Below are 26,206 nucleotides of genomic sequence, written 5' to 3'. Positions count from 1 at the left end.
ACCTAGCCCCTAGATCAATCAATAAATTCACTCAATATTTTTAATCATCTCGGTTATTTCCTTCATTTAATAGACATAAATTGTTGATGGTGTACTATGATTTAAAACAAATATTTAATAAGTTTGCTACGAGATATTGAAATATGATTAACAATTGGAATAAAGGATTATCCTCTTTGCTAGACTCTAAAGCTTTTTTTGCTTTCATCTTAGTTACAAGTGTTTTGTTTCATATCCAACAAGTTCAAGCAAAAAATAATCTGATTGAATTCCCTCAAGTGATTCAGTTAACAAACGGACAAACGTTGGATGAACAATCAGCTAATGCCTTATCGGTCCTCCATCTAGATACACAAAAGCAAATACGTAATGTTTATAAACAAGCGCTTTACGTTATCGCTACAATTTGTATTTTTGTGATCTTAGTTATGTTTATTTACTACCGTAAAATTCAAGCAAAAGAAGCGTTACGAAAAGCAATAGAAAAAGAATTAAAGGTCGCAGAAGAAGCTAGACAGCATGCAGAAGAGTCAGCTCAAGAAAAATTAACGTTCTTAGCCCGTATGAGCCATGAAATAAGAACACCTATGAATGGTGTTTTAGGTATGGCAGAAGCACTAACTTACACAGAACTAAACAATCACCAACAAGAATTACTTGGCACCTTAAAAAGTTCTGCGGGTAATTTGCTCGCTTTATTAAACGATGTACTCGATTTTTCAAAAATGGATGCAGGTAAACTTACTTTAGAAAGCGTACCGGTTAACTTACATCAATTAAGCCGTAATATTACCAATAGCTTTAAGCAATTAACTCCTCATGAACTTAATCTTAGCTATCATGTTGCTGACAGCATTACTCATAATTACCTAACCGACCCAACGCGTATGTCTCAGGTATTAAATAACTTATTAAGTAATGCGATTAAATTTACAGAGAAGGGGGCAGTAACTCTTACAATAGATTTGCTAGAGTCTAATATTAAAGATGAACAAACAATAGATACAATTAGAGTCTCGATCAAAGACACTGGCATAGGTATCCCACTTAAACACCAAACATCATTATTTACACCTTTTAAACAAGCTGACGACGCTATTACACGAAAATATGGCGGAACAGGTTTAGGCCTAAGTATTTGTCAAGAAATAGCTACCGCCATGAATAGCCAGATACAATTAGAATCAGTAGAAGGCGAAGGTAGTAATTTCTATTTTGACCTATCGTTGATCCAGTCAGGTGTTGAAAGTGATACTGAAGATAGACGAAAGAACAAACGTGTTATTAACCCACCAAACGATAATAGATTTAAGGGGTTAAGAGTATTAATTGCTGAAGATAATATTGTTAATCTTAAAGTATTAACAGCCCAATTAGAGCGTTTGAATATTTCGCCACATATTGCACAAGACGGAAAACAAGCTTTGGACATGCATAATGAGCTTGCTTACGACATTATTATTTCAGATTGCCACATGCCAAATTTAGATGGTTTTGAGCTAGCCTCCATTATATCCAAACAAGAACATGAAAAACCTATATGGCTTATTGCAATAACCGCTGATGCCTTAGATGATGCCGTTGAACATTGTATTTCTGCAGGTTTTGACGACTATATGTCGAAGCCTTGCCCACAAGAAGTTATTACCAACAAACTCAATAATGCTTATCGACAATTAAAAGAAAATCGCAGTGACCTTGAATAATAAAAAAATAGTCGCATTTAGTTACTTATCTAGTATGTAAATAACATACAAAAGCGCTATTATAACTTATACATTCATTTCGGAGATAACCATGTTCATCAACAAAGAAACACAAGCTGTACCTAACGTAACGTTTAAATTAAGAGCTAATGACGAATGGGCTGAACGTTCAACAAATGAAATTTTCAAAAACAGAACTGTTGTAGTTTTTTCACTACCAGGTGCCTTCACACCAACATGTTCATCAACTCATTTACCTGGCTACGACGAACTAGCGCCTAAATTCTTCGAAAACGGCGTTGATGAAATTATTTGTATGTCAGTTAACGATACGTTCGTTATGAATTCTTGGTCTGCAGATCAAAATACAAAAAACATCAGTTTTATTCCAGATGGTAACGGCGACTTCACTGAGGCAATGGGCTTATTAGTTGACAAATCAGACATTGGATTTGGCAAACGTAGCTGGAGATACGCTATGTTAGTTAAAGACGGAATTATCGATAAAATGTTTATCGAGCCTGAAGTACCTGGCGACCCGTTTGAAGTTTCTGATGCAACAACGATGCTTAAATACATTAACCCTGAAGCCGTTTCTACTGCTGAAGTAGCTGTAATTACAAAGCCTGGCTGTCCTTTCTGTTCAAAAGCCAAAGCCTTATTAGTAGAAAAAGGTTACCAGTTTGAAGAATTAGAATTAGGTAAAGATTTAAGCCTAACAGCACTTAAAGCAATTACTAATGCGACTGCTGTACCACAAGTATTTATTAATGGTGAGCTTATTGGCGGAAGTGACAAGTTAGAAGAACACTTTCAAAAATAATTAACTATTTTGGAATAACGAATCTTTTATCTAAAAGCAGAGCGATATAGTTCTGCTTTTTTATTATCTAGAACTTAAACCTATAATACCAAGTTGATTAATTAACTGCTCATTTTTAACGGTTAAAATTAATAATGACGGCGTTATAAAATTTATAAGTAGAATAACTACTTACTAAATTTTATGCCTTGTAATTATCCATTTTTCCTCATGAAAAAGTAGATCACTTCATTAATCAAATTGGTATTACTTAAACAGAGAAATCCTTTGGACAATCAACCATACAATCCACTACACGGTATTACCCTTAAAACTATTGTAGAACAGCTTGTTGAACACATTGGCTTTGAGGCACTTGGTCAAGAAATAAAAATCAAATGTTTTACCGACAATCCAAGCATCAAATCAAGTTTAACTTTTTTAAGAAAAACCCCTTGGGCGCGAGAAAAAGTAGAAGAACTTTACATTAAAAACAAGGCAAGCTTTCCTGAATAATATTAAAAAAATTAATATTATTCGTCATATAGCCCTTTATATTAGATCAATCTAAAAAAGTGGTCAGGTTGTTACCCGTCACTAAAACCTGTTGTTTCATTAAAAAAAATGTAAAAATATAACCAATCAATCAACTTTAATCACTGTAAATATAAAATGAGTAAAACCAACCATTACACTTTAACTTGGCAATGTCCTGATACTTCTGGCGTATTAGCAAAAGTATCTCAAAACTTATTTGAACACGGTGCCTTCATCACAGAAACATCGCAATACAGTGATCCATATACAAATACATTCTTCTCACGCATAGCTTTTGATGACCGTAACTTAACGGTACCTATTGATGAATTTACTCATGGTATTAATGAGTTAGCTAAACCATTAAATATGGAATATGTATTAAGAAATAAAGATTGCTTACCAAAAGTAGTTATTGCGGTATCACAATATGATCATTGTTTAGTGTCATTACTCACTAAGTCTAAAGCGGGTGTTTTACCTATTGAAGTAGCAGCGGTTGTGTCAAATCACCTTGATTGCCAATCATTAGTTGAATGGCATGGTATTCCATATCATTACTTGCCAGTAACGAAAGAAACTAAAGCGGAACAAGAAGCTCAGATCTTAAATATTATTAGCGAAACAGAATCAGAACTTTTAATTTTAGCGAGATACATGCAAATATTGTCAGACGACATGTGTGTTAAGTTACGAGGCAATGCGATTAATATTCATCATTCATTCTTACCTAGCTTTAAAGGCGCAAAACCTTATCATCAAGCGCATTCTCGTGGCGTTAAAGTTATTGGTGCTACAGCTCATTACGTAACAGCAGACTTAGATGAAGGCCCTATTATTGCGCAAGAAGTTAAGCCAATTAACCACACATTTACCATAGAACAAATGGTACATTTAGGTCATGACTTAGAAGCTACAGCTATTTGTAAAGCTGTAAAAGAACATGCTGAACAACGCGTTTGTTTAAACGGCGACAAAACAGTAATTCTTTCTTAATCCTCTTAAAAAATAGCTAATATCCTTGCTAGCGAGATGTTAAGCGCTAAAGTTTCTGCTACATTGAAGCATATTTTATTTTCAATGTAGCGTGACTTTTCCATGATCAATTATTCAATTTCTCCGTTAAATATTAACAGTCATTTATTTTCAGTTTCTTTAACCTTTAACGTAACTGCAAATAAACCTTATACCCTTTCTTTACCAAGCTGGCTTCCAGGCAGCTACATGATCCGCGACTTTGCTAAAAACATTATTGAAATTAATGCAACGGCAGAAGATAACAGCTCACCAATATTGATTAAAAACGATAAACAAACTTGGACACTCACTTCAAACAATGAGACAAGTGTTACCATTAATTACTCAGTATTTGCCTTCGACTTATCAGTAAGAACTGCGTATTTAGACAGTCAACGTGCCTTCTTCAACGGTAGTTCGGTATTTTTACAGGTAGAAGAACTAGCCAACCAAGCTTGTCTATTAAACATTGAACCTACCGACGCAATAAAGGATTGGAAAGTAGCGACAGGTCTTACACGACATAACACAGAGAAATACGCATTCGGTCAATACAGTGCAGAAAACTATCAAGAATTGATAGACGGACCCGTTGCTATGGGTAACTTTAGCTACAAAGAATTTGATGTTGAAGGCGTAACTCATCATGTTGTATTTACCAGCGAACATTACGGTGATTTAACACGTTTAACCAAAGACTTAACTAAACTTTGTCAGCACCATATATCGATGTTTGGCGAAGCCCCTTTCAAAGAATATTGGTTTATTACACATTTACTTGCCAACGGTTTTGGTGGCTTAGAACACAAAAATTCAACCATATTACAAGCCAGTCGTTTTGATTTGCCTAATCCAAATAAACCAGATGAACTTACAGAAAATTACCGTACCTTTTTAAGCTTATGTTCACATGAATATTTTCATGCGTGGAATGTATGTCGCATCAAACCAAAAGAGTTTATTCCTTATAATTTACAAGAAGAAACTCACACCACTCAGCTTTGGGCTTATGAGGGTATAACGTCTTATTATGACGATTTCTCACTATATCGCACTGGGCTTATCTCGTTTGAAGATTATTTGAAAATTTTGTCTAAAACGGCGACTCGTGTATACCGAGGCAAAGGTGAATTAAAACAAAGCGTGGCTGACTCTAGCTTTGATACTTGGACCAAGTTTTATAAACAAGGACCTGACGCCGTCAACAATATTGTCAGTTACTACACTAAAGGCTCTTTAATTGCTCTTTGGTTAGACTTAACTATTCGAGATAAATCAAATGGGCAATACAGTTTAGACAACCTAATGAAAGAGTTATGGATCCACTTTGGCCGAACGAATATAGGCACAAGTGAAGACGACTTTATCAATATAGCCAATATATTATGTAATACCGATATACGTGACGAGTTTACAGCCATGTTACACAATGCTGAGCGTGTAAATTTATCAGCTTTACTTAAAAAAGTAGGTATTGATTTCGCCGCCAGTAAATTCTGTAAATTGAATAGTGTAGAAACCCGCACAACAGATGAATATGTACCCTATATTGGTGCTCTTTACACTGCGACACCATCAGGGCTAAAAGTCACTCAGGTGGTAGAAGACAGTCCTGCTGCAAACGCTGGCTTAGCGGTAAATGACATCATAATCGCCGTAGATAACATGCAAGCAACAGAAAAATCATTACAAAATATAGCGGAGCATTTAGCTCAAAATACATCGGTGAAATGTCATTACTTTAGAGACGACCAATTGCTTGAACAATCGATTCGCTTTATCGATTCTCCTACTTCAGCTATTGAAATCACAGAATCGGATGCCAAATTAAGTAATAAATGGCGCAATATTATAGAGCTGTGAACTAAGCAGAATCATTACGCTTAGCCTTCGTTGTATTAAAGCAACTCAGTAAATAAAGGCTATCTTAAGGTAAATAATTCAATGTGAAGGATTTTAATCTAACGATTCACATTGAAAACCTTAAATTTTCTAGCTAAATGACGAATGAATGGTGATGACTATCGCTGTTTATCAATTAATCGAGTAAAATAGAACCATTAAGACTATAAATTGAAGTACAAACATGTCACGCGTTAAAAAATCAAGAAAACCAGGTGTAGGAAAAAGAGAAGCTCTTAGTGAAGCTGATAAAAAGCTGATCGTACCTACGCCGAAAAGAGCTAAAAAGAAAGTAGGTAAAGAGCCAGGTAACCGCCAAAAAGAAGCTTTTGAAAATAAAACTCAAAATCAAAAAAGCAATGTGCCTAAAGATCCACGCCTAGGTAGCAAAGTACCTATTGATTTAACACCAAAAGCTGCACCGAAAGTTACAACGAATACCAATAAGCCTAAAAAAGAAAAGCAATCACCTATTGCTGCTATTCGTATAGTTGAACCTGAAGTTACACCAACAAGCGCGTTAGAAGATGAGTTATATGCCATCGAAGATGATCAACAATTGCAAAGCATATTAGCCCTTCAAGAAGAAGATAAAACCCTTAGTGAAGAGCAAATTGACTATTTCAATGAGAAAATGGAACGTCATCAAGAATTACGTGAACTACTTGGTTGGGATGATGAAGAGTCTGAAGACGACGAAGATAATAATCAAAGTAAGTCGAGCGAAGAAGACTTATGGGATTCGTTAGATACAACCGATCTGTCTAAATACTAATAAGGACCCATATGCTTGAAGGTTACTGGCTTTACGCTGTTATTGCTTTATTCATTATTATTCCGCTTGCTATATATGCCGGCATGCTGCTTTCACAATTAAAAAAGCAAACCGCTAACCAAGCGATTGCTGAGCAAGAAAAGCAAGCTGCGCTAAAAAAACATGACACTAAAGTACTTAATAGTGTTGTGATTATTGTTAGAGCAATGAAAGAAGAACAGTGCGAGTTATCTGAAGGTTGTTGGCGATTGTCGGTACTATTAGACTCACTTAAACTTAGCAGTGAACTTAATACCTTATTTCCTTCAGTATATGCCTTGTATGATGGTATAAAACATATGCCTATATTGGAAGAACGTAAAAAGCTTACCAAGCCCGAGCGCATGAAACTTGATTTTGAACGCATGAAACTAGAAGCAGATCTTAAATCTAAAATTCAGCAAGATGTTGGACAATTGCACCAATACGCGACTGAACGACTTAGTGTTATTTCTGCTTAGTTTTACCTGTTAATGTGAATATTCATGATGCTATTAGATGAAAATAGCATCAGAAAACTTGAGTCAGATCAACCCTTGTTACTTTATCAATTGATACACTTACACCTAACAAATATTGTCGAAGATTTAGGTGTGAGTTTATGCAAGTTGACCAGTTTTTTAATGAAAAGTTACTCAATAAATATAATACAGCGGGTCCTAGGTATACCTCTTATCCAACAGCATTAGAATTTCATGATGAATTTTCAGAGAATGACTTTATTAAAGCCATTGAAAACTCACCTAATAAAGAACTATCCCTCTATATTCATATCCCCTTTTGTCATAGCCTCTGTTATTACTGTGGTTGTAATAAGGTTGTTACTCGCCATAGAAGTAAAGCCGACACATATTTAGAATATTTGGCTAAAGAAATAAACTCACGAGCAAAACTCTTCCAAGGCTACACCGTAAAACAATTACATTGGGGCGGAGGCACACCCAGCTTTTTAACTCATGAACAAATAACAAGATTAGTTAACTTACTCAAACAACAATTCACCTTTGCAGAAAAAGTAGACATGAGTATAGAAGTTGATCCTAGAGAAATAGAATTAAACTTAGCAGAACACTTATACAGTTTAGGCTTTAATCGATTGAGTATTGGTGTACAAGACATTGATAAAAAGGTGCAAGAGGCCATCAATCGAGTGCAATCCACAGAATTTATAGAACAATTTATCGCACATGCAAAATCTGTTGGTTTCAAATCTATTAACATTGATCTTATTTACGGTTTACCACATCAAACAATTGAAACATTTACTCGTACCCTAGACAAAGCCAAGGAAATGGACGTAGATCGTATCTCACTTTTTAGCTATGCCCACATCCCTACGCGTTTCGCATCACAACGTAAATTACGTGACGAATGGTTACCTAGCATTAATCAAAAATTTGCATTAATGAGGCTAGCTATAGAGAAACTATGTGCCTATGGCTATGAATTCATTGGAATGGATCATTTTGCAAAGCCCGACGATGAACTATCTATCGCGCAAAAGGATGGGAAACTTCATAGAAATTTTCAAGGTTATACAACTAAAGGAAATTGCGATTTATTGGGTTTAGGCGTTTCATCAATAAGTGATATTGGTAATGTTTACAGCCAAAACGTAAAAGACCTAAAAACATATTACCATGCAATTGAAACAAACCAATATGCTTTAGAAAAAGGAATTGCTCTCACCCAAGACGATATTATCAGAGGAGACGTAATACGTGAGTTAATGTGTAATTTGTTTCTTGATAAAACAATGATTAACCAGAAATATAATATTAACTTTGATGACTATTTTCTTAACGACTTGCCTGCGTTATCAACCTTCATTGAAGATGGTTTAGTGGTTAACAACAAAGACTCAATTATGATTGCTCCGCAAGCTAGGTTATTAGTGCGTAATATGTGCATGTCGTTTGATAGTTATATGAAAAAGCACATCAACATGCAGCGTTTTTCCCGTGTCATTTAAGACAGATAAAGACAGAAAAAAATTAAATAGAACCTAAACTGAAATTACAATTGGCACTAGTAAACATTAACTCGGTGCCTTTTGTTGTTTCTACTTCTTTCGCTATATCAGCCCACTGATAAAATACATTTCTATGCACCTTAGCTTTTAAATTACGTCTAACGGTTACCATCAAATCCCCTTGTTCATCTATACTCAGCGGATGATCTTCGTTTAATATAAATTCATCTTCTACATTGGTACGCACTGTCATGATAGTTTGCTCAGCATCCTGCCATTGCCATTGTGTTAATACAAACGGCGCTTGCTCAACAGTTATTTTAACTTTCTCTACCGGTGTGACTAAGAAGTAATCCTCTGCTTCTTTTTTAATAACAGAAGCAAATAGCTTAACTAAAGGTAAACGTTTAAAGATACTATTGTTGTAGAACCAATCACCATTCGCCTTTATTTTAATGTCTATTTCTCCACAATAAGGAGGATCCCATAACTCAACAGGTGGAATTTTAGATGCTTTTCCATCTGACGGTTTTCCTAATTGTTCTGAAATTCTATCTAAATTCATAAGTTACCTAATATGTGAAACAAATACCTTCTTGCAATTCATCAACCTTAGTCCGAGCAACCCTAAAGTAACTATCCACGCCGTTCATCAAAATAATGTCAATAATTGAAAACTATATGTAATAAATATACTTGGATGCTTATTAACAAAAAAAGTAGAAACTACAAATTGCACTATAATTAAAAGAACGGTAGTTTAGATACCGTTAGAGAAAAATATTGTTATAAATACAATGATCTATCGTTCATTTAAAGAAGTTAAGTTTTAACGCACTATAACCTTATTTGAAATAAATAACCGAAAAGCTATACAACTTAAGGAGGAAGAATGAGTCACCCTAAACTTATTGAAGTTTTAGTTCAGCAAACACCTAGATCTATGATTGCTTTGTTAATCGTTTCTTCTATTTATTTTGTTATATTCTTTAAGTTTATTCCGCTTTCTTTTCTTATTGTATGGCTCTTTGCTCAAACAATATTAGCTTATTATCGATTGTATAATGTAAGAATGTTTAACAAACATCTAAAACAAGCAAGCGTACATGGAATAGAGAAACAGAAGAAAGTATTCATGACACTTACAGCTTTACAAGCATGTATATGGACCGCATCGTCATGCTTAGTTGTAATATATGCTCCCCCACCATTTGAACTTGTTAATTTGGTTATAGTTATAGGAATAATTACTGCTGCCGTATTATCAATGGCAACAATTTACAAAGCCTACATGATGTTTTTCTTCATCATGGTCATCCCACAAATATTTATTCTATTTTATTACGGTAAACATCAACATATTGCTTTGGTAGTATTAATACTCATTTATATCCCAGTGACACTCCTGCTTTCAAAAGCAATTTATAACGGTCATTTAATCAATATACAAACCAACAAGAAGCTCCAAGAAAGTGTAGAAGAACTACATAAATTATCTATGATTGATAATTTAACCAATATATACAATCGACGTTATTTTTTTGAGGTAGCAGAAAACTTATTATCTATAGCAATAAGAGAAAAGAAGAAAGCTTCGCTTCTTATGATGGATATAGATTTTTTCAAGAAAATTAATGACACCTACGGACATCACGCAGGCGATTTTGTTTTAATTAGTATCGTACAAGAAATAGAAAAAATAATGCGCAAAAGTGATATTTTCGCTCGTATTGGCGGTGAAGAGTTCACTATTTTATTGCACGATACATCAATTGAAGGGGCTAAAGTGATCGCCGAGAAAATACGTTCAACAATAGAAAGCAAAGATTTTGAATATAATGAGTTAACGATCAAGCTAACACTTTCTATTGGTATCTCTGAAGTTAACCAACAAAACACTTCTATTGAAAATCTATATAAAGAAGCCGATAAGAAACTTTATAGCGCTAAAGAAAATGGCCGAAATCAAATTGTTTCATAATATTAAAGTTAAACTATACTTCAATCAGGTAAAAAAAATGAGAGATAAAGCACCGATAAAGTAAGTAAAAGTAAAATTTTTTCTTGTAAATCTGCGCTTAAATGCAATATACTCTCCGCGCCTTACCACAAGGCGATTCAAGTAATATCAGTGGTGGCTATAGCTCAGTTGGTAGAGCCCCGGATTGTGATTCCGGTTGTCGAGGGTTCAAGTCCCTTTAGCCACCCCACTTTTTTTGATTACCTTCTAATTTTTCCATAAAAATTTAACTCCTTCATAGACACAAATATATTGAATACAATTTTTGTCGAAAATTTTTACAACTTTTGTTACAAACATTTAAAATTCTTTATTTTTATCTTAAAAATCAACACGTAAACTGGTTGGTCCATATGTTGCATTCAGCTTGAATTGATATTAATTCAATTTGAAAGGAATCGCTAAAAGTGATTAAAAACAATAAAATACTAAAAAACACTCTATTAAGTTCATTAATAGCTCTATCAGCAATATCACTAAATACTAACGCAAGTGTATTATTGCAAGGTTGGGATAATTCAGGTGATGCGGGTTTTGGCGACTTAGCTTTAAATCGCAATGATGATGGCTCTAGCAGTGCTATAGCTTTTGATAGTTTTGAATTATTAAATTTTGACTCAGGCTTAAACTTTTTCGATAACAGTTATGATCAATTTTTTATAAACAACAATGGTAATGTGACTTTTAATAGTCCGGTAAGTGCATTTACACCTGAATCTTTCCCTGTTTCATCACAACCTATGTTGGCGCCTTTCTGGGGTGATGTTGATACTAGATGTACTGATTGTGGAGAAGTTTATATTGGTTCTCCGAATGCTGATACACTTGTTATTACATGGGATAGTGTTGGCTTCTATAGTTCAGACTCTTCTTTAACTAACACCTTTCAATTAGTACTTATCGATCGTGCAGATACGGGTGCTGGTAACTTTGATGTTGAATTTCGTTATGAAGATATTAACTGGACAACAGGTAATGCTTCTGGTGGTTCAAATGGCTTAGGCGGAACACCTGCTCAAGCTGGTTACGATGCGGGTGATGGAGTTAACTTTTTTGTTGTTCCAGGTTCACAAACGTCAACAGTTGTTGACTTAGATACAGCTCCTAGTAATACAGATACTGCTGGTATTTGGACATTTGCTGTTCGTGATGGTGAGTTACCAGGCGATACTGCTGAAAACCCAATTTTACCGACTATAGATCCTGCAAACCCAGGTGATTACTCTTTTGAATTTGCTATTACAGATGAAGATCCTATTTTTATCGATCCTGAAGTAGCTATTGGTTACGATTACATTATAAATAGTGGCCCTCTTTTCACTGCAGTTTTATTACCAGAAACTATCGGCGATGGCTTATTTGACCTTTGGTTATGGGACCTAGCTATTAATGATTGGTTTGATACAGGTACTGTTTTAACAGGTGGTGTATGGTATGATTTCGGTCAAGCTACTGATAGATTTAGAATTTTAGGTATTGAAACTACTGACATGTTAGATCCAACTAACCCAACAGCTTTTGTTACAGGGTTACGATTTGATGGTCGTGGTATTGTTAACTTGAACCAAACTGCGTTAACAACTTTTGTTGCTGACCCGTCTACATCAGTACCTGGTCCACAAACTTTAATCATCTTTATGCTTGGTCTAGGTTTTATAGCACGTAAATATTTTAGCACGAATAAATAACTAAAATATTCATGTAAAAAAAGGAGCTTAGTGCTCCTTTTTTAAATTAAGTCGATAAAATTTCTTAGGAATATAATGAAAAAATTATTAATTTTATTATCAGTGTTATCTTTTTCGGTTTTCGCCTCTTCAACAACGACCGTTAAGTTTGATGCATGGAGCTTAATTTGTGGTGAACAAGGTAATTGTTCAATGTCACAATTAATAGCAAAAGATAAAGCAGCAACTCAGATATTAATGGGAGTGAATATTAATTACTCTGTAAGTGAAAAGTTTCCTGTTCTGATGTTGAGGTTACCAGCACAAGTTAATCAAACGAGTGGAGTTGGGATCAAAATTGATGATAATAAATCTATTCAAGTACCTATATCGCAATGTAATGAACGTGCATGCCAAAGTATAATTAAAATAGATAACACCTTATTAAACGAGATGAAGAATGGGAAAGTGGGCATGATAGCTTTTGCTCTTAAAAGTAAGAGACAGCTAACCTTACCTTTATCACTTGAGGGATTTTCTGAAGCTTTTGAAGCATTAAATAAAGATAGATAATTTAAGTAAGTTTTCATTTTTACTTTAGGGTTTAATTCAAAAAAATAAACAACCTTTCGATTAAACCCAGCTTCTTATCTATCTAATAAAATAACTAGCCACTATTGAGTTTTAGCTTTTTTAGCCTCTGCTTCTTTATCTTGCGACAATACATAACTAAGCTCTTCAGTACGTTGACGTACCGCAATGCCATAGTTTTCATCATCTTCAGACATATCAGATAATTGATAGAGTGACTCTAGATCATGCTTTCTAAATACTTCGCCTGCTCGTTCAGCATCTTCGGTGCTATTACCTAAAAGTTTCAAAGAGTCGACAGCTAATGTGATTGCTGAATCAAAGGTCTCACGATTAAAAGCATCAACTTTCATGTTAATTAATTTGTATGCATGACCTCTATTAACTGCACGTACAACTAATTTTAAGTTTGGATAATGTCGCTGTGCAAACTCTACTATTTCTAAAGATTTTTCACTATCATCAATAGCTATCACTAACAGCTTAGCTTCATTAGCGCCAGCAGCATCAAGTAGATCTTTTCGAGCTGCGTCACCATAAAACACCTTGTGACCAAACTTTCGTAACAGATCAATTTGGCTCGCACTATGATCAAGAATAGTTACTTGGTAGCCTTGTGCTTTTAATAAACGCCCTATCATTTGCCCAAAACGTCCATAACCAGCAATAATAACGCTCTTACTTGTTTCTATTTCTTCTTTATCATCAAATGCAGGGCCTGTTTGCTTTTTGTTAATTATTTTCTCATAAACCATTAAGATAACAGGTGTAAAAAGCATAGATACCGCTACAACCAGTGTTGTTAGTTTTGTTTGCTCTACCGATAATATTTGCAGTGAGGAAGTTAAACCAAGTAATACAAAAGCAAATTCGCCCCCCTGAGCTAAAGCTAAGGCAAACAGCAACTGATTTGATTTGTTCATCTTAAATAAGAATGCCAGAACATAAAGTACCGCAACTTTAACGAGTATCAGCAAGACAACGAGTAGCACGACAGTAACAAAAGCCTGACTCAATAATTCGAAATCAATTGATGCGCCAACGGTGACAAAGAACAAACCTAATAACAAACCTTTAAACGGCTCTATATCAACTTCTAGCTCGTGTCTAAATTCACTTTCGGCTAAAACAACACCCGCTAAAAATGTACCAAGAGCAGGCGAAAGCCCTACTTTTTGCATAAGTAGTGCAATTGCGATAACTAAGAATAAAGCAAATACCGTAAACATCTCACGTAAACGTGTTTCAGCTATGTATCTGAATATAGGGGCTGAAATATAACGCCCTGCGAGAATAATAAACACGATAGCAGCGATAGATATACCAACCTGTTCCAACACAGGTAAATGCGCGATAATAGATGCGCTATGCTCTTGGCTTTCTTGTGCAGGTAAGAAGGCTAATAAGGGAAGAAGTGCAAGAATAGGAATTACAGCAATGTCTTGGAATAACAATACCGAGAAAGCATTTTGACCTGCTTCTTGTTTTATCCAGCCTTTTTCAGTTAGTGTTTGCAGCACAATGGCCGTAGAAGAAAGTGATAACATAAGAGCGATGGCTAAAGATGTCTGCCACTTCATCTCAAATACAAGATAACCAATCGCGAAAAATACAATACTGGTAAGCACAACTTGTAACCCACCTAAACCTAAAATAGATTTTCTTAATCGCCAAAGTATTGAAGGTTGAAGCTCTAAACCTACTAAAAATAGCATCATAACAACGCCAAATTCAGCAAAATGCATAACATCCGTTTGGTCACCCACCATACCTAAAGCATAAGGGCCGATTAGCATGCCAGCAAATAAGTAGCCTAAAACTGAACCTAAGCCTAAACGTTTTGCTAACGGTACAACAATAATTGCAGCTGCTAGGTAGATAATAGCTAATTCAAGCATTTAGATTTCCTTTAGGGTTTTGATCATTCAAACGGTTAAAGCCTAGTTTAACATTAAGGTGGTTTAGGCAAATATCAATAGATGTTGAAGCCCTTCTGACTTTTTCATCAATAAAGCCAGTAAGAGACATACTGTTTTTAGTCGCTAACTAACCTGAATTCGAGATAATAAACTTTGTAATCCACTGATTTACAATGACTTCCCTTTGCGACGATGCGGTCTAACTTATCTAAATGATTTTTTACTTCCCTAATGTTGATATTTAGTCCGTATAGCAAGGCGTTTTTATTCCCGATAAAAACTAAGTACCTACATCCATTTAGGCAACGACGGTGGGCGGTTAAATAACAATGTTAGGCATAATTGCTTATCCCGAGTTCAGGTTAACTAGTCTAATTGAATATGGCGGGCAAAGACTTCTTCTTGTTCTATGTGTACCCAAGAAATAGGTAAGTTAAGGGATTGTTTTAACCCTTGTAATAATTGTTTGATTTGTAGTTTAGCTTGCTCTTCTTTATCTAAGGTTACAGATAAAAGGATTTTCATGCCTTTTTCTTGAACTCCTGCTTGATATACTTCTTTATCGTGTTCACCATCTTCCGACCATATTCCATCAATCGGCTGACAACAAGCGCCAGCAAATAACTCACCTAACTTAGGGCTAAGCCAGTCCATAACAGACTGATAAGGAAAGTTAGGTGTTGAAAATATAATAGTAAAACGGATGCGTTTATTCATGATTCTTATAAAAATACAGTGTAAGTAAAATAACGAACATAAAGGTAATATTAAGTATATGTTCAGCTGAAAGTAATTGAATGAAATCTAATACTCCCATGCTATCGGCATGTGGAGTAGTGTTTCCTATACTAATTAAGTCTATCACTAAACTCAGTAAGCCAAGTGTACCTAAAAAAGTTAATAAGGTCTGTATTACCTTATTTTGTTGTCGAAGCTTTTCCTGTGCTAAACGATCTAAACGACTTTGAGTTAAACCTGTTAATTTTGTTACTCGCTCGCGCTGTTCATCAAACCCCCAAGCCTGACTAAATTGTTGAAATAATTCACGGCGTTTACCTTGCACACCTGCTTCAGCTGCTGATACTTGAATATTAATATATTCAATATGATCATTTCGATATTGCTGGTTCGTAACGTTCGAGCTTAATGACTTAACAGGCGTTTTATTATAATAATGACTGTTTAGTTTTTTTAAATTGTCTTTTAATAAGTCTTCTATACGTCCCATCAAGGCTGCGTGAAATTGTGACATCACCATAATACGATGAACATCTGAGTAGTGTTCCTCTTGCAGTAATAATGAGTTACCAGAGCCTAGGTGCAAACTCTCAGATTCAATATCTACATTCTTAAGCCAGTTTAAATAATGCGCTGGCGTCAGGTTTTGATTTTTTTTCAGCATGCGCGCTACCCATAAAGGCTTAGCGCAAGTCAGCTCTTCTTGGTCACTATTAAAAAAACGATAAGCACTAGGTTGTATCATGGGGGCTTCAGTCTTTAATACATATATTAGTTTTAGTATTGGCGCTAAATACTCTATCGATAATTGATCAACACGCTGCGAAATTGCCAGATCATCAATATTATTTAGGTCTGCATCTACACTCAAACCTAAGTTCAATACCGCTAAACAGCTATCGTAAACATATAAGCTTGCATGACTAATATCTGGCTCTTGTGTTAAGTCGGTTATCTTGAAAATAGCGGCAGGCTGATACAACTCTGATAAATTATCGTGCTCTAACGAACCATATCCCATAGGCCAATCATTAGGTTCTATTTCTAAGCCTTCAATCTTCGAAAAATACTTTTTTAATAATAAATAACGTTGTTCACTTTCTGCTATTTGCTCCGACTGCCAATTAATCGGTACATTAACCGGCGCATAAATTTCGAGTTCTAATGACATGTACAACCTATTTTATTTTTTATGGTGCTGATTATTGAACTATAATAATTTCAGTAAGTTAGTTAATTTACTATAGCGCCTTAATAGAGAGAATGACAAACTAAATACGCCTTATTAATTACTATTCAGATCGACTATTCAAAGCTTGTACGTGTTTCTCAAGTTTTGCAATAAGCATTAAAAATGTAGTTCTTTCATCAGGTGTTAAGCCGTTATCTATCTCGTCATTCAGCTTCAAGCGCTTAGGGACAATTTCATCATGTAATGATAGCCCTTTGTCTGTCAGTATAATTTCGACTTTACGTTTATCCAGCTCAGATTGTTCAGTTTCTACAAGCTGCTGTTTTTTTAATTGTTTAACCACGCGAGAAATAGCGACATGAGTTTGCTTTATATATTCGCAAAGTTCTTTGTTAGTCATTTTTCCAAATTTGGCAAGTACAGCAATAACTTGCCATTCTTTTACACTCATAGATTCAGGTATTGCATGTAGCTGATTACCGGGGGTAAGCATTTGATCTGTCAATTGTCTTATTTTAATCGAGATAGATGTATCAAAAAGAAGTGGGGTCTTTGACTTTTGGCATTTCGTTTCATTATTTTTTTTCATATTCTCTGCCATTGTTTATTTATTTTTAAGTCGAATAGTAATATTTACTTTAGCATAACAATATGTTCATATGAACATAAATAGGCGAGCAAAAATCGACCTAATAAAAATAAAAAATAACTATAAAATAATTACAATCGGGGAAATAACATGAATAAATTTAAGAGGTTGCCTCTATATTTAGCAATATTGTCTACATTTTCTATCGCAACATCCACAATAGCTGAAGAAGCCGCACCAGCAAGCCCAAGCAATAAATCTGAACTACAAAAAAGTATGGAAGTCATCTCAGTTACAGCGAGGCGACAAGAAGAAAATCTTAAAACAACACCTATCGCAGTTTCTGCTTTCACAGGTGAAGGATTAGAAGTAAGAGGCTTTCAGGACGTTAGTGATGTTGCCCAAGTGGCGCCTAATGTTGTATTTGACGGAGCTTCTCCAGTTTCAGGTAATTCAGCCGCACCGAGCGTTTTTATTAGAGGTGTTGGCCAACTTGATTTCACTATCAACTCAGATCCAGGTGTAGGCATTTATGTTGATGGTGTTTACATGGCTCGCTCTGTGGGCGGTATTATTGATTTATTAGATCTTGAACGTGTAGAAGTTTTAAGAGGTCCGCAAGGCACATTATTCGGTCGAAACACTATAGGTGGAGCTATACAACTTATTTCCAAAAAGCCTGAGTTAGACGAAGTAAGTGGATTTGCCAAAGCCACTTACGGCAGTGATAACCGCAGAGAAGTACAAGGCTCAGTTAACTTACCTATTGGCGATACTTCAGCAGTAAAACTTACCGGTTTAATTAAAAAACGAGATGGTTATGTCGAAAATGCTATTGGCCAAGATTTAGGTGACGACAATACCTATTCACTTCGTGGTCAATATAGATGGAAACCAAGCGACGCTTGGGAAACAAATCTAAACGTAGATTACACCCGTGATGATGAAAATGGTGCCGCTAATGTGTCGGTAACAGGTCATCCAAATGGTGCTATGCCTTATCGTTTCAACACAGGAGACAACTTTGGTTGTGGTGCTCCTGATGATGGCTTAACTTTTCTTAGCAATGGTGATTTAAATACAACAACGCCAGCTTACTCTAGCTATATAACTCATGTAGACGCGAATCCTGATAGCTGTTTTAGCGTAAACTCCCTCAATGCAAGTAAAGATAAAACTAACTCAACAACACCTTCTGTTTCTATCAACGAAATATTTGGAGCTTCTCTTTCTGTTGAATATGACATGGATGAGATCTCTTTTAAATCTATTACCGCATACCGTGAACTAGAATCAAAATTTCAACGTGATTCAGACCTCACACAATTCCATGTGTTTGATACCATCAATTATCAAGATCAAGACCAGTTTAGCCAAGAGTTTAATATCTCAGGCAAGCATGAAAAGTTAAAATGGTTAGCCGGTTACTACTATTTTAGTGAATCAGCAATTGAAGATGTAAACGTTGTTCTACCTGCAGAAAGTAGAACTATTTTGATTCGTGGTTTATTTGATAATGCTGTAGAAAATGATAACTGGGCTGTATTTGGTGAAGCTACTTATGATGTAACTGAACGCCTTCATTTAACCGCAGGGTTACGTTATACAGAAGAAGAAAAAACCTATAAAACCAGTCAAATATTTGGTTTTAATGGCGACGCACCTTCACCACTTTATAATCCAACGGGCTTCGATATTATTACAGTTAATGACTACTTAGCCGCTGGTTTACCTGCACTGGTTACTTTAGTTGAAGACGATACCAAAACAGATATTTCTGATACAACTATCCGTTTAACCGCCGCTTACGATGTAAGTGACAAAATATTTACTTACGCCACATTCTCTCAAGGCTTTAAATCAGGTGGATTTAATCCTCGTTACTTAGCACCAACCGGTTTAGGTAATGATGATCCAAGCGACGATTTAAAAGCTATCAGCTACGACCCTGAATATGTAGATATGATAGAAATTGGCGCCAAGTTTACCTTTGATAATGGTGTTTCTTTGAACCTTGCAGCATTCCAAATGGATTATGAAGACATGCAAGTGAGCGCAAGTACACCAAGTAGTTCAGGCGCAAGAGTTACAGATAATGCCGCCAGTGCGAGTATTGATGGTATAGAAGCTGAATTCTCTTGGTTTGTTACTGACGACTTTGTAGTTGAAGGTAGTTTAGGTTTCTTAGACGCTAAATATGACGAGTTAGATGATTCTGTAGATTTTGCTTGTTTACCCGACTGTGATCTAGCACGTATTCCAGATACAACAGCTAGTTTAAATATGGTTTACTATAGCGAACTTTCTCAAGGTGGCACGTTAATGTCTCGTCTTGATATGTCGTATAAATCAAGTGTAGAAGGCGACGCTAATAACGCAGCTGAAATTGTACACCCTAGTCAAAGCTTAGTGAATGCGAGTATCACTTACACTAGCCAAGAAGAAAGCTGGATAGTAACTGGCGGTGTAACGAATTTGTTTGATGAAGAATATATTACCTCTTCAAACAATAACCCACGCTTGTCTTACTCTGAAGTAATTTATGGTCGAGGAACTGAAGCATACATTAGCGTTAAACGCGTATTCTAAGTTCCTTTGCAGAGGTATATCAAATTTTGCTATACCTCTGTTTATCTTTAAGTTTTACCTTAATTAAGACCTTTAAATTATGAAGTTATTATACTTTTTTATGTCCACTGTACTTCTATTTAGTGCAAATACAGTGGCAAATAGTGCCTCTTCAATTGCAGAGACTACTCAAAACCCTCACTCTATTTGCGAGCAAACAATACGTGCCTATCCTAAACTACGTGATAATGGACCTGTTAAAGACTATGGTGAGTTATTTAGCCAAGATTCATTATTTGAAGTTAAAAAACTGGACATCTTATTAAATGGACGAGAGGAGATCAAAGAACGATTAAGTCTTGCGCTAGCAACAACAAAAACTCATCATATTGTAAATGATGTACAGATAAGGCTACTGAGTAAAGATAGCTATCAAGCAAAGACTTTCTTCACTCTTACTTTACTTAAGCTAACAGAACCAAAATCACAGGCAATGAATATCACAGGTCATTATCAAGACATACTGCATTTTGATGGAAAGCGCTGTGAAATTGTTTCTCGTCAAGTTAATCTCGATCCACAAACGCCATAATATAGGAAGTTAATATGTTTGCATTATTAGGGCGCTTAGGTCCTGGGATAGTTTTCGCCGCGATGGCGATAGGTGTATCCCATCTTGTTCAATCAACTCGAGCCGGTGCCGAATATGGTTTAAGCTTGCTCGCACTTGTCATTTTAGCTTCACTGGTTAAATACCCATTATTTCGTTTTGCTGTACAGTATTCAGCAATCACAGGTAAATCTCTGCTTTACGTATACAAAGACACCGGATTTTATGCCAAATGGTTGCTGATCATATCCGTACTTATCGACCTATTTATATCTACTGCTGCGGTGGCTTTACTTACTGCAGGTATCATCAAATATGTACTCGGTTTATCTATAGCTGATATTTGGGTTGTACTTATTGTGTTTGCTTGTTTATGCAGTTTGTTAGTCGCTTCAGGTTATGGGCTTTTCGAGAAGTTCTCGAAATTAATGGTGTTTACATTCACCCTACTCTGCTTTATTACTGTTGCGATTATTGCGCCCGATGGTTTTAATAGTACTACATCACTGTTTCCAAACATTGAAATAACTTCAGGATTTTTACTGTTTTTAGTGGCTATGGCAGGTTGGATGCCGAATCCGCCAAGTGCATCTTTCTTTTTATCTGCGTGGTCAGCAGTAAAACACAACAAAGATCACTCAGACAATGAAGCTAAGCAAAATGTTAAGAACGTCTTGTTCGATATTAATACGGGCTACATTATTACTATCATTATCGCTATTTGCTTCGTATTTATTGGCGCAGTACTTATTTACCGAACAGGTGTCGACTTCCCGCAATCATCGCCTGCAGGCTTTGCCAAGTTTTTGATATCTTTATTTACCGATACGATGGGGCAATGGATTTTTCCTATTATAGGAACCACAGCCATTGTAGTTATGGTATCAACACAATTTGCTTTAATGGATGGCTCACCACGTATGCTGAGCCGAATTTTTAGTAGTGATCAAGACAACAAATCCCTGTATGTTGCCTTTTTATTGATGCAACTTGCAGGGGTAATGGTGATCATTTATTTCTTCACCTCTTCATTTGGAGTATTCATAGATTTTGCGACCAGTATCAGTTTTACTACGGCACCTTTTATTGCAATACTTAACCATAAAGCCATGATATCTGATGAAATACCTGTTGAACATCGACCATCATTTTTACTACAGCTTTGGAGTGTTATTGGCATCATCACTATGTTTGCCGCGGGTGGCTATTTCTTATATATGAAATTGCTCGGCTAGAGTTTTAACTAACGAATTTAACTTTATCATTCCTTTCCATCCGATAACCCAAACTCAGCTAGGGTTATCGGAATATAAACCTCAATTTAACCTGTAAAACAGGCTGCTTATCTTATAAATATTTAGCATTTTGTAACAATTTCAGAATGTTTATACTTTTGTTAAATTTGCAATAAACCGTTAATCTATATGGGTGTTATTTGAAAGTGGTGTTTGTCCTCGACAAAAGATTTGCTTGCGTGCTTGGTAAAGTGCTTAGCTCAATAATTGCGTTCCACATTGTGGTTACTATAAAACAGATAATATGTTGAATGCCGACAGATTATTAAAGACTAATCCTAAGCTGAGCCAAGAAGAAATTGAAACCATAATGCAAGGTAATATCTATCCTTGTGTGACCTACCAAAGAATTAAGCAAACCATCGCTGAAACAACTGATGATTTAACTAAGGAGGCTTAATATGACTACTAAAAATATTTGCCGTATAAATTTTTATGAGTAACCATTTATCCCACTTACTCGCTAAGTGGTATCCCAACCGAGATAATTCAGATTGGGTTTTAGCGACCATTTACGACACTCGTGGTCCTTGCTACAGAAAGCCAGGAGCCATGATGCTATTTAGTAGCCAAGGCGATCAGTTGGGTATGCTAAGTGGCGGTTGTTTAGAGTCAGATATTGGTATTAATGCTCGTAAAGTCATGCAAACAGGTCAATCGATTTTGGTTTGTTACGACGGTTCAGATGAAGACGATTTATCTTTTCATCTCGGTATTGGCTGTGGTGGCACTATCTACATCATGCTGCAGCAAATTAACCAGAACAATAACTATTTAGCCTTAGACCAAGTGTATAGTGCACTTAAACAACGTACATCAGGTTATTATTATCAGAGTATTGTTAACACTGATGTCTCGAACAAACAAATTGAACAAGCTTATTTTGAAGCTGAAGACATTGCTGATCTTTCAGAAACTGCAGCTTTGGTTAATTCAGCACATAGTCACTCTCAGCAAGAAATTATAAAAGACACGAATACTGAATGGTTAGCCTCTCCCATCATTCCTGAGCCACACCTGTTAGTCGTGGGTGGTGGCATTGATGCCCGACCTTTAGTGAATATAGCTCAACAATTAGGTTGGAAAGTGTCTTTGTGGGATCCGCGCCCAGCCAACGCACGAAAAGAATACTTTTCAAGCGTCGACAATATTATTAAAGGCGATGCAAGCGTACTTACTTCGTTTGCTGGTCAGGAAGATGTGAATGCTGCAGTGTTGATGAGTCATAATGTTGAGATTGATGCACAAGCATTGCAAGCCTTAGCGACAAGTCAGCTGAAATACTTAGCCTTACTTGGCCCTAACAATAGAAAGCAGCAAGTAATTACCCAAGCTAAAGTTAATGAACAAAGCTTACCTTTTGTTTTTTCAGGACCAGCTGGTTTAAGTATTGGCGGTACATTACCAGAAAGCATCGCGCTAGCAATTCTTTCTGAATGTCATGCAAGTTTACATAACAAGAAAGCGCAATCGATTAGCCATATTTTATGAGCAATAGTGACTACAACTTAAAAATCATTCTGTTGGCTGCAGGTAAAAGTCAGCGCTTTAATGGTATTAAGCTGTTATCAACATTAAGTTCTAGGCAAACGTTAACGACTTCACCTAAAAAACAATCTACAACCTTAATTGAACATGTATTAAATCAGCTGAATAATGCTTTGCAGGCGTTGAAAATAGCTGACGATAATTTGCTGATAGCGACGGGAACTTATCATCAACAACTGTCAGCTTTAATTAGTGAACGTCATGGTATTCATTATTGTGAAAACGCCCATCTAGGTTTAGGTCATACCATTGCTCAATCAGTATCTGAGATACTTGAAGTGCAAAGTTCAGCGAAGCCAAGTCACATAATGATCACCCTAGCCGACCAAGTAGCGTTAACTACTGATGACTACATCCATTTAATTGAGCAATCGTTATCAACACCTAACAAATTGGTTTGTGCTCAGGCAGAAAAAGAACTAATGCCCCCAGCTATTTTCCCACAACATTATTTTAAAGAACTAGCCACTCTACATGGAGATAAAGGCGCTAAAGCTCTTTTACATAAAAATAAAGACAATCTACAACCCGTTTTATTAAACAGAGCAGTTATCGATATTGATACTCAGCAAGACCTTATAGATTGGTTAGGAAAATAAGTCCTTATTGCAAAACGCCCCTCCTCTTTCACGCAACAATAAGCTCAACTTATCGCCCTAAAAAGGTGCTGAATTATCCTCTTAGGTCAACTACACACACCTTTTATTCTTTCCGTATAATTTCGATATTTTATCTATCTAAATAATAAGTGCTTTTACACTAAAAATAGCTTTATCTTATGGTGTATATTTTGCATAATTCAAAACAAACACTTCACTCAAGGCGTTATAATGGACTCTACTCTTATCATTCTTGCTGTTTCATTAGCGCTAGCAAGTGTTTTAAATATCATACTGACCAAATTTTCTATCTCACATATTATTGGCTACATCATCACAGGTACTATTATTAGTATTGTTTTTAGTATTGATGGAGGAGCTGCCGACAGCCACAATTCACTCGATCTTATTGGCGAATTTGGCATAGTTTTCTTAATGTTTACCATTGGCTTAGAGATGTCTTTCGCTAAGCTACATAAATTAAAATATCTCATATTTTTCAATGGCTTTATGCAAGTCGCTTTATGTTCGATCTCTATATTTTGTTTAGCTTATTTTGCCTTTTCAGTTGATGTAACTTCATCGGTTATTATCTCCTTAGCATTTAGTCTTTCTTCTACCGCTATCGTATTACCTTATTTAAAAAAATCGAAAGATATAATCACACCTTATGGTGAGAAGTCTGTTGCAGTTCTTATATTTCAAGATATTGCTGTAATCCCTATTTTATTACTTATCAGCTTTTTAGCTGACGACAGCTTACCCTTAAGCGATATTCTGCTTAAAACTGCGTTATATGGCACAATTATCATCGTATTTATGTTTACTATTGGTAAAAGAATTATCGCCTGGTTATTACATTTTTCGTCTAAAGCACAAATGGAAGAATTATTTTTAGGCTCGGTATTCACTATTGTATTAGGCACATCACTTATCGCCCACTCGTTTGGCTTTAGTTATTCTTTAGGGGCATTTATTGCTGGGATGATCATTGCTGAAACCAAGTTTCATTTGAAAGTAGAAACAGATATTGCATCATATAAAGACTTATTATTAGGTGCCTTCTTCTTCTCAATTGGTACCAAAATAGATGTATCATATTTTGCTAGTAATTTCTTTATTGTGTTGTCTTTACTTGTATTAGTTATGCTGGTTAAAGCGGTTATTATCTTCTTATTAATTCGACATAAATCCAACAAAAGTGAATCTGTAAAGTCAGCCATTGCTCTGTGTCAAATTGGCGAATTCTCGTTTGCTATTTTTACCTTAGCAGGTAATCAAAATATTATTACTTCCGAACTGCAAAGCTCGTTAATTCTGATAACAGTATTGTCGATGATAGTAACGCCGTTTATGGTAAATAATATTTATAAGATTGCGGCTCTATTTGCGGATGACTTTTTTGAGTCAGATAAAATCACACCGATTGACGCTTCAGGACATACCATTATTTGTGGCTTTGAAATTTTAGGTAAAATCGTTGCTCGAAAATTAGAAAAGAACAATGTGAAGTTCTATATTATTTCAGATAACTTACAGCATGTTTTAGTTGCCAGAGAACGTGGCTACATTGCCTATTTTGGTCATTTAGATAAATTACCTGTATTAGATTCACTAAAAGTTAAAGACTCTCATTCGGTTATTTTGACCCTTGACTCTCTGGTTACCAAACAAGTGATTATTGAAGCCGTTTTAAATTACTATCCTGACGCTAATATAATTACTCAAGTGAATACACGAAAAGAGAAGCTGGCTTTAAATAAATTCAAAATTAATTCGCTTATTCATGCAAGAAACGAAATAGCGACTTTAATGGTAAATGAAAGTACTAGCGAAAACATTATAGAATCCCAAGTAGTAAATGAAGAGCGAACAATTCTTCCTTCAAATACCATTGAGCCACAGCCTTAATATATAATCAAAATCAATTAAATAATGGCCAGTTAAGTGAAAAGGTCATTATTTAACCTGAACCCTGGATAATGGATTTTGTAATGCATTGATTTTAAATACTTTATAAGTAAATTATTTCAACACCATTTGTTTAAATGATTTGTTACTCTCCTAATGTTGGAATTTAATTCTATAACAAGGCATTTTTCTTGACTAATAGCTGGCTA

Annotated in this window: 22 protein-coding genes, 1 tRNA gene and 1 pseudogene; 19 read left to right on the top strand and 5 right to left on the bottom strand. The window is 35.5% G+C overall.

The window, feature by feature from the left end; genetic code table 11:
• Positions 1-176: 176 nt before the first annotated feature.
• From Q5N69_RS03835 to hemN, 8 genes are all read left to right on the top strand, one after another.
• Positions 177-1,706 carry an ATP-binding protein gene (locus Q5N69_RS03835; protein WP_304367529.1) on the top strand — a complete coding sequence of 510 codons (1,530 nt, stop codon included), beginning with the start codon at positions 177-179 and terminating at the stop codon, positions 1,704-1,706.
• Positions 1,707-1,797: 91 nt separating this feature from the next.
• Positions 1,798-2,529: a glutathione peroxidase gene (locus Q5N69_RS03830; RefSeq protein WP_304367528.1), complete on the top strand. Its 732-nt coding sequence runs from the start codon at positions 1,798-1,800 to the stop codon at positions 2,527-2,529.
• Positions 2,530-2,796: 267 nt separating this feature from the next.
• Positions 2,797-3,024, top strand: coding sequence for a VF530 family protein (locus tag Q5N69_RS03825; RefSeq protein ID WP_304367527.1), 228 nt, complete (start codon positions 2,797-2,799; stop codon positions 3,022-3,024).
• 156 nt (positions 3,025-3,180) lie between these two features.
• Entirely contained in the window at positions 3,181-4,041 is an 861-nt protein-coding gene (purU, locus tag Q5N69_RS03820) for a formyltetrahydrofolate deformylase (RefSeq protein WP_304367526.1), read from the top strand.
• A 102-nt stretch (positions 4,042-4,143) separates the two neighbouring features.
• Positions 4,144-5,925 carry a M61 family metallopeptidase gene (locus Q5N69_RS03815; RefSeq protein WP_304367525.1) on the top strand — a complete coding sequence of 594 codons (1,782 nt, stop codon included), beginning with the start codon at positions 4,144-4,146 and terminating at the stop codon, positions 5,923-5,925.
• A gap of 223 nt (positions 5,926-6,148) precedes the next feature.
• Entirely contained in the window at positions 6,149-6,739 is a 591-nt protein-coding gene (yihI, locus tag Q5N69_RS03810; protein WP_304367524.1) for a Der GTPase-activating protein YihI, read from the top strand.
• A gap of 11 nt (positions 6,740-6,750) precedes the next feature.
• Entirely contained in the window at positions 6,751-7,239 is a 489-nt protein-coding gene (locus tag Q5N69_RS03805) for a DUF2489 domain-containing protein (protein WP_304367523.1), read from the top strand.
• A gap of 140 nt (positions 7,240-7,379) precedes the next feature.
• Positions 7,380-8,750, top strand: a complete 1,371-nt coding sequence (gene hemN / locus Q5N69_RS03800) for an oxygen-independent coproporphyrinogen III oxidase (RefSeq protein ID WP_304367522.1) — start codon at positions 7,380-7,382, stop codon at positions 8,748-8,750.
• Between the two features lie 22 nt (positions 8,751-8,772).
• On the opposite strand, the gene Q5N69_RS03795 is transcribed toward hemN, so the two are convergent.
• Entirely contained in the window at positions 8,773-9,315 is a 543-nt protein-coding gene (locus tag Q5N69_RS03795) for a DUF1285 domain-containing protein (RefSeq protein WP_304367521.1), read from the bottom strand.
• 327 nt (positions 9,316-9,642) lie between these two features.
• Between Q5N69_RS03795 and Q5N69_RS03790 the strand changes: the two genes are divergently transcribed.
• The 4 genes from Q5N69_RS03790 to Q5N69_RS03775 all read left to right on the top strand — a co-directional run bounded on the left by Q5N69_RS03790 (position 9,643) and on the right by Q5N69_RS03775 (position 13,010).
• Positions 9,643-10,731, top strand: coding sequence for a GGDEF domain-containing protein (locus Q5N69_RS03790; protein WP_304367520.1), 1,089 nt, complete (start codon positions 9,643-9,645; stop codon positions 10,729-10,731).
• Positions 10,732-10,884: 153 nt separating this feature from the next.
• Positions 10,885-10,960 (top strand) — tRNA-His (locus Q5N69_RS03785).
• Positions 10,961-11,177: 217 nt separating this feature from the next.
• Positions 11,178-12,458, top strand: coding sequence for a nidogen-like domain-containing protein (locus tag Q5N69_RS03780; RefSeq protein WP_304367519.1), 1,281 nt, complete (start codon positions 11,178-11,180; stop codon positions 12,456-12,458).
• 75 nt (positions 12,459-12,533) lie between these two features.
• A complete protein-coding gene (locus Q5N69_RS03775; protein ID WP_304367518.1) occupies positions 12,534-13,010 on the top strand; it encodes an invasion associated locus B family protein in 477 nt (158 codons plus the stop codon).
• Between the two features lie 101 nt (positions 13,011-13,111).
• Here the strand turns inward: Q5N69_RS03775 and Q5N69_RS03770 are convergent, their stop codons facing one another.
• From Q5N69_RS03770 to Q5N69_RS03755, 4 genes are all read right to left on the bottom strand, one after another.
• Positions 13,112-14,926, bottom strand: a complete 1,815-nt coding sequence (locus Q5N69_RS03770) for a monovalent cation:proton antiporter-2 (CPA2) family protein (RefSeq protein ID WP_304367517.1) — start codon at positions 14,924-14,926, stop codon at positions 13,112-13,114.
• 387 nt (positions 14,927-15,313) lie between these two features.
• Entirely contained in the window at positions 15,314-15,664 is a 351-nt protein-coding gene (locus Q5N69_RS03765) for a hypothetical protein (protein ID WP_304367516.1), read from the bottom strand.
• Positions 15,657-16,856, bottom strand: a complete 1,200-nt coding sequence (locus Q5N69_RS03760) for a hypothetical protein (protein ID WP_304367515.1) — start codon at positions 16,854-16,856, stop codon at positions 15,657-15,659. Before Q5N69_RS03760 ends, Q5N69_RS03765 begins: the two co-directional genes overlap by 8 nt.
• 121 nt (positions 16,857-16,977) lie before the next feature.
• Positions 16,978-17,382: a MarR family winged helix-turn-helix transcriptional regulator gene (locus Q5N69_RS03755; RefSeq protein ID WP_304367514.1), complete on the bottom strand. Its 405-nt coding sequence runs from the start codon at positions 17,380-17,382 to the stop codon at positions 16,978-16,980.
• 234 nt (positions 17,383-17,616) lie between these two features.
• Here Q5N69_RS03755 and Q5N69_RS03750 point away from each other — a divergent pair, with 234 nt between their 5' ends.
• From Q5N69_RS03750 to Q5N69_RS03720, 7 genes and pseudogenes are all read left to right on the top strand, one after another.
• Positions 17,617-20,055 carry a TonB-dependent receptor gene (locus Q5N69_RS03750; protein WP_304367513.1) on the top strand — a complete coding sequence of 813 codons (2,439 nt, stop codon included), beginning with the start codon at positions 17,617-17,619 and terminating at the stop codon, positions 20,053-20,055.
• 79 nt (positions 20,056-20,134) lie between these two features.
• The gene (locus Q5N69_RS03745) at positions 20,135-20,626 is read left to right on the top strand and encodes a nuclear transport factor 2 family protein (RefSeq protein ID WP_304367512.1); all 492 of its coding nucleotides are present in this window, start codon (positions 20,135-20,137) and stop codon (positions 20,624-20,626) included.
• A 14-nt stretch (positions 20,627-20,640) separates the two neighbouring features.
• On the top strand, positions 20,641-21,879 hold the full coding sequence (locus tag Q5N69_RS03740; RefSeq protein WP_304367511.1) for an NRAMP family divalent metal transporter: 1,239 nt from the start codon (positions 20,641-20,643) through the stop codon (positions 21,877-21,879).
• Between the two features lie 280 nt (positions 21,880-22,159).
• Positions 22,160-22,339: pseudogene (locus Q5N69_RS03735) on the top strand ((2Fe-2S)-binding protein); the annotation flags it as partial.
• Between the two features lie 35 nt (positions 22,340-22,374).
• On the top strand, positions 22,375-23,430 hold the full coding sequence (locus tag Q5N69_RS03730) for an XdhC family protein (RefSeq protein WP_304367509.1): 1,056 nt from the start codon (positions 22,375-22,377) through the stop codon (positions 23,428-23,430).
• Positions 23,427-24,086, top strand: coding sequence for a nucleotidyltransferase family protein (locus Q5N69_RS03725; RefSeq protein WP_304367508.1), 660 nt, complete (start codon positions 23,427-23,429; stop codon positions 24,084-24,086). The genes Q5N69_RS03730 and Q5N69_RS03725 overlap by 4 nt, the downstream gene beginning before the upstream one ends.
• Before the next feature lie 231 nt (positions 24,087-24,317).
• A complete protein-coding gene (locus tag Q5N69_RS03720; RefSeq protein WP_304367507.1) occupies positions 24,318-25,997 on the top strand; it encodes a cation:proton antiporter in 1,680 nt (559 codons plus the stop codon).
• Positions 25,998-26,206 lie beyond the last annotated feature (209 nt).

Origin of the sequence: Pseudocolwellia sp. AS88, assembly GCF_030551755.1 — a bacterium.
Classification (GTDB): domain Bacteria; phylum Pseudomonadota; class Gammaproteobacteria; order Enterobacterales; family Alteromonadaceae; genus Pseudocolwellia.
Note: the sequence above shows the minus strand (reverse complement) of the source record. Positions and strands in the feature narration are given on the sequence as shown.

Excerpts from the sequence above, each read along its gene's own strand:
- Q5N69_RS03830 (WP_304367528.1), top strand. The coding sequence starts at position 1,798 with ATGTTCATCAACAAAGAAACACAAGCTGTACCTAACGTAACGTTTAAA.
- purU (WP_304367526.1), top strand. The coding sequence starts at position 3,181 with ATGAGTAAAACCAACCATTACACTTTAACTTGGCAATGTCCTGATACT.
- Q5N69_RS03815 (WP_304367525.1), top strand. The coding sequence starts at position 4,144 with ATGATCAATTATTCAATTTCTCCGTTAAATATTAACAGTCATTTATTT.
- yihI (WP_304367524.1), top strand. The coding sequence starts at position 6,149 with ATGTCACGCGTTAAAAAATCAAGAAAACCAGGTGTAGGAAAAAGAGAA.
- Q5N69_RS03805 (WP_304367523.1), top strand. The coding sequence starts at position 6,751 with ATGCTTGAAGGTTACTGGCTTTACGCTGTTATTGCTTTATTCATTATT.
- hemN (WP_304367522.1), top strand. The coding sequence starts at position 7,380 with ATGCAAGTTGACCAGTTTTTTAATGAAAAGTTACTCAATAAATATAAT.
- Q5N69_RS03795 (WP_304367521.1), bottom strand. The coding sequence starts at position 9,315 with ATGAATTTAGATAGAATTTCAGAACAATTAGGAAAACCGTCAGATGGA.
- Q5N69_RS03790 (WP_304367520.1), top strand. The coding sequence starts at position 9,643 with ATGAGTCACCCTAAACTTATTGAAGTTTTAGTTCAGCAAACACCTAGA.
- Q5N69_RS03775 (WP_304367518.1), top strand. The coding sequence starts at position 12,534 with ATGAAAAAATTATTAATTTTATTATCAGTGTTATCTTTTTCGGTTTTC.
- Q5N69_RS03770 (WP_304367517.1), bottom strand. The coding sequence starts at position 14,926 with ATGCTTGAATTAGCTATTATCTACCTAGCAGCTGCAATTATTGTTGTA.
- Q5N69_RS03765 (WP_304367516.1), bottom strand. The coding sequence starts at position 15,664 with ATGAATAAACGCATCCGTTTTACTATTATATTTTCAACACCTAACTTT.
- Q5N69_RS03760 (WP_304367515.1), bottom strand. The coding sequence starts at position 16,856 with ATGTCATTAGAACTCGAAATTTATGCGCCGGTTAATGTACCGATTAAT.
- Q5N69_RS03750 (WP_304367513.1), top strand. The coding sequence starts at position 17,617 with ATGAATAAATTTAAGAGGTTGCCTCTATATTTAGCAATATTGTCTACA.
- Q5N69_RS03745 (WP_304367512.1), top strand. The coding sequence starts at position 20,135 with ATGAAGTTATTATACTTTTTTATGTCCACTGTACTTCTATTTAGTGCA.
- Q5N69_RS03740 (WP_304367511.1), top strand. The coding sequence starts at position 20,641 with ATGTTTGCATTATTAGGGCGCTTAGGTCCTGGGATAGTTTTCGCCGCG.
- Q5N69_RS03730 (WP_304367509.1), top strand. The coding sequence starts at position 22,375 with ATGAGTAACCATTTATCCCACTTACTCGCTAAGTGGTATCCCAACCGA.
- Q5N69_RS03725 (WP_304367508.1), top strand. The coding sequence starts at position 23,427 with ATGAGCAATAGTGACTACAACTTAAAAATCATTCTGTTGGCTGCAGGT.
- Q5N69_RS03720 (WP_304367507.1), top strand. The coding sequence starts at position 24,318 with ATGGACTCTACTCTTATCATTCTTGCTGTTTCATTAGCGCTAGCAAGT.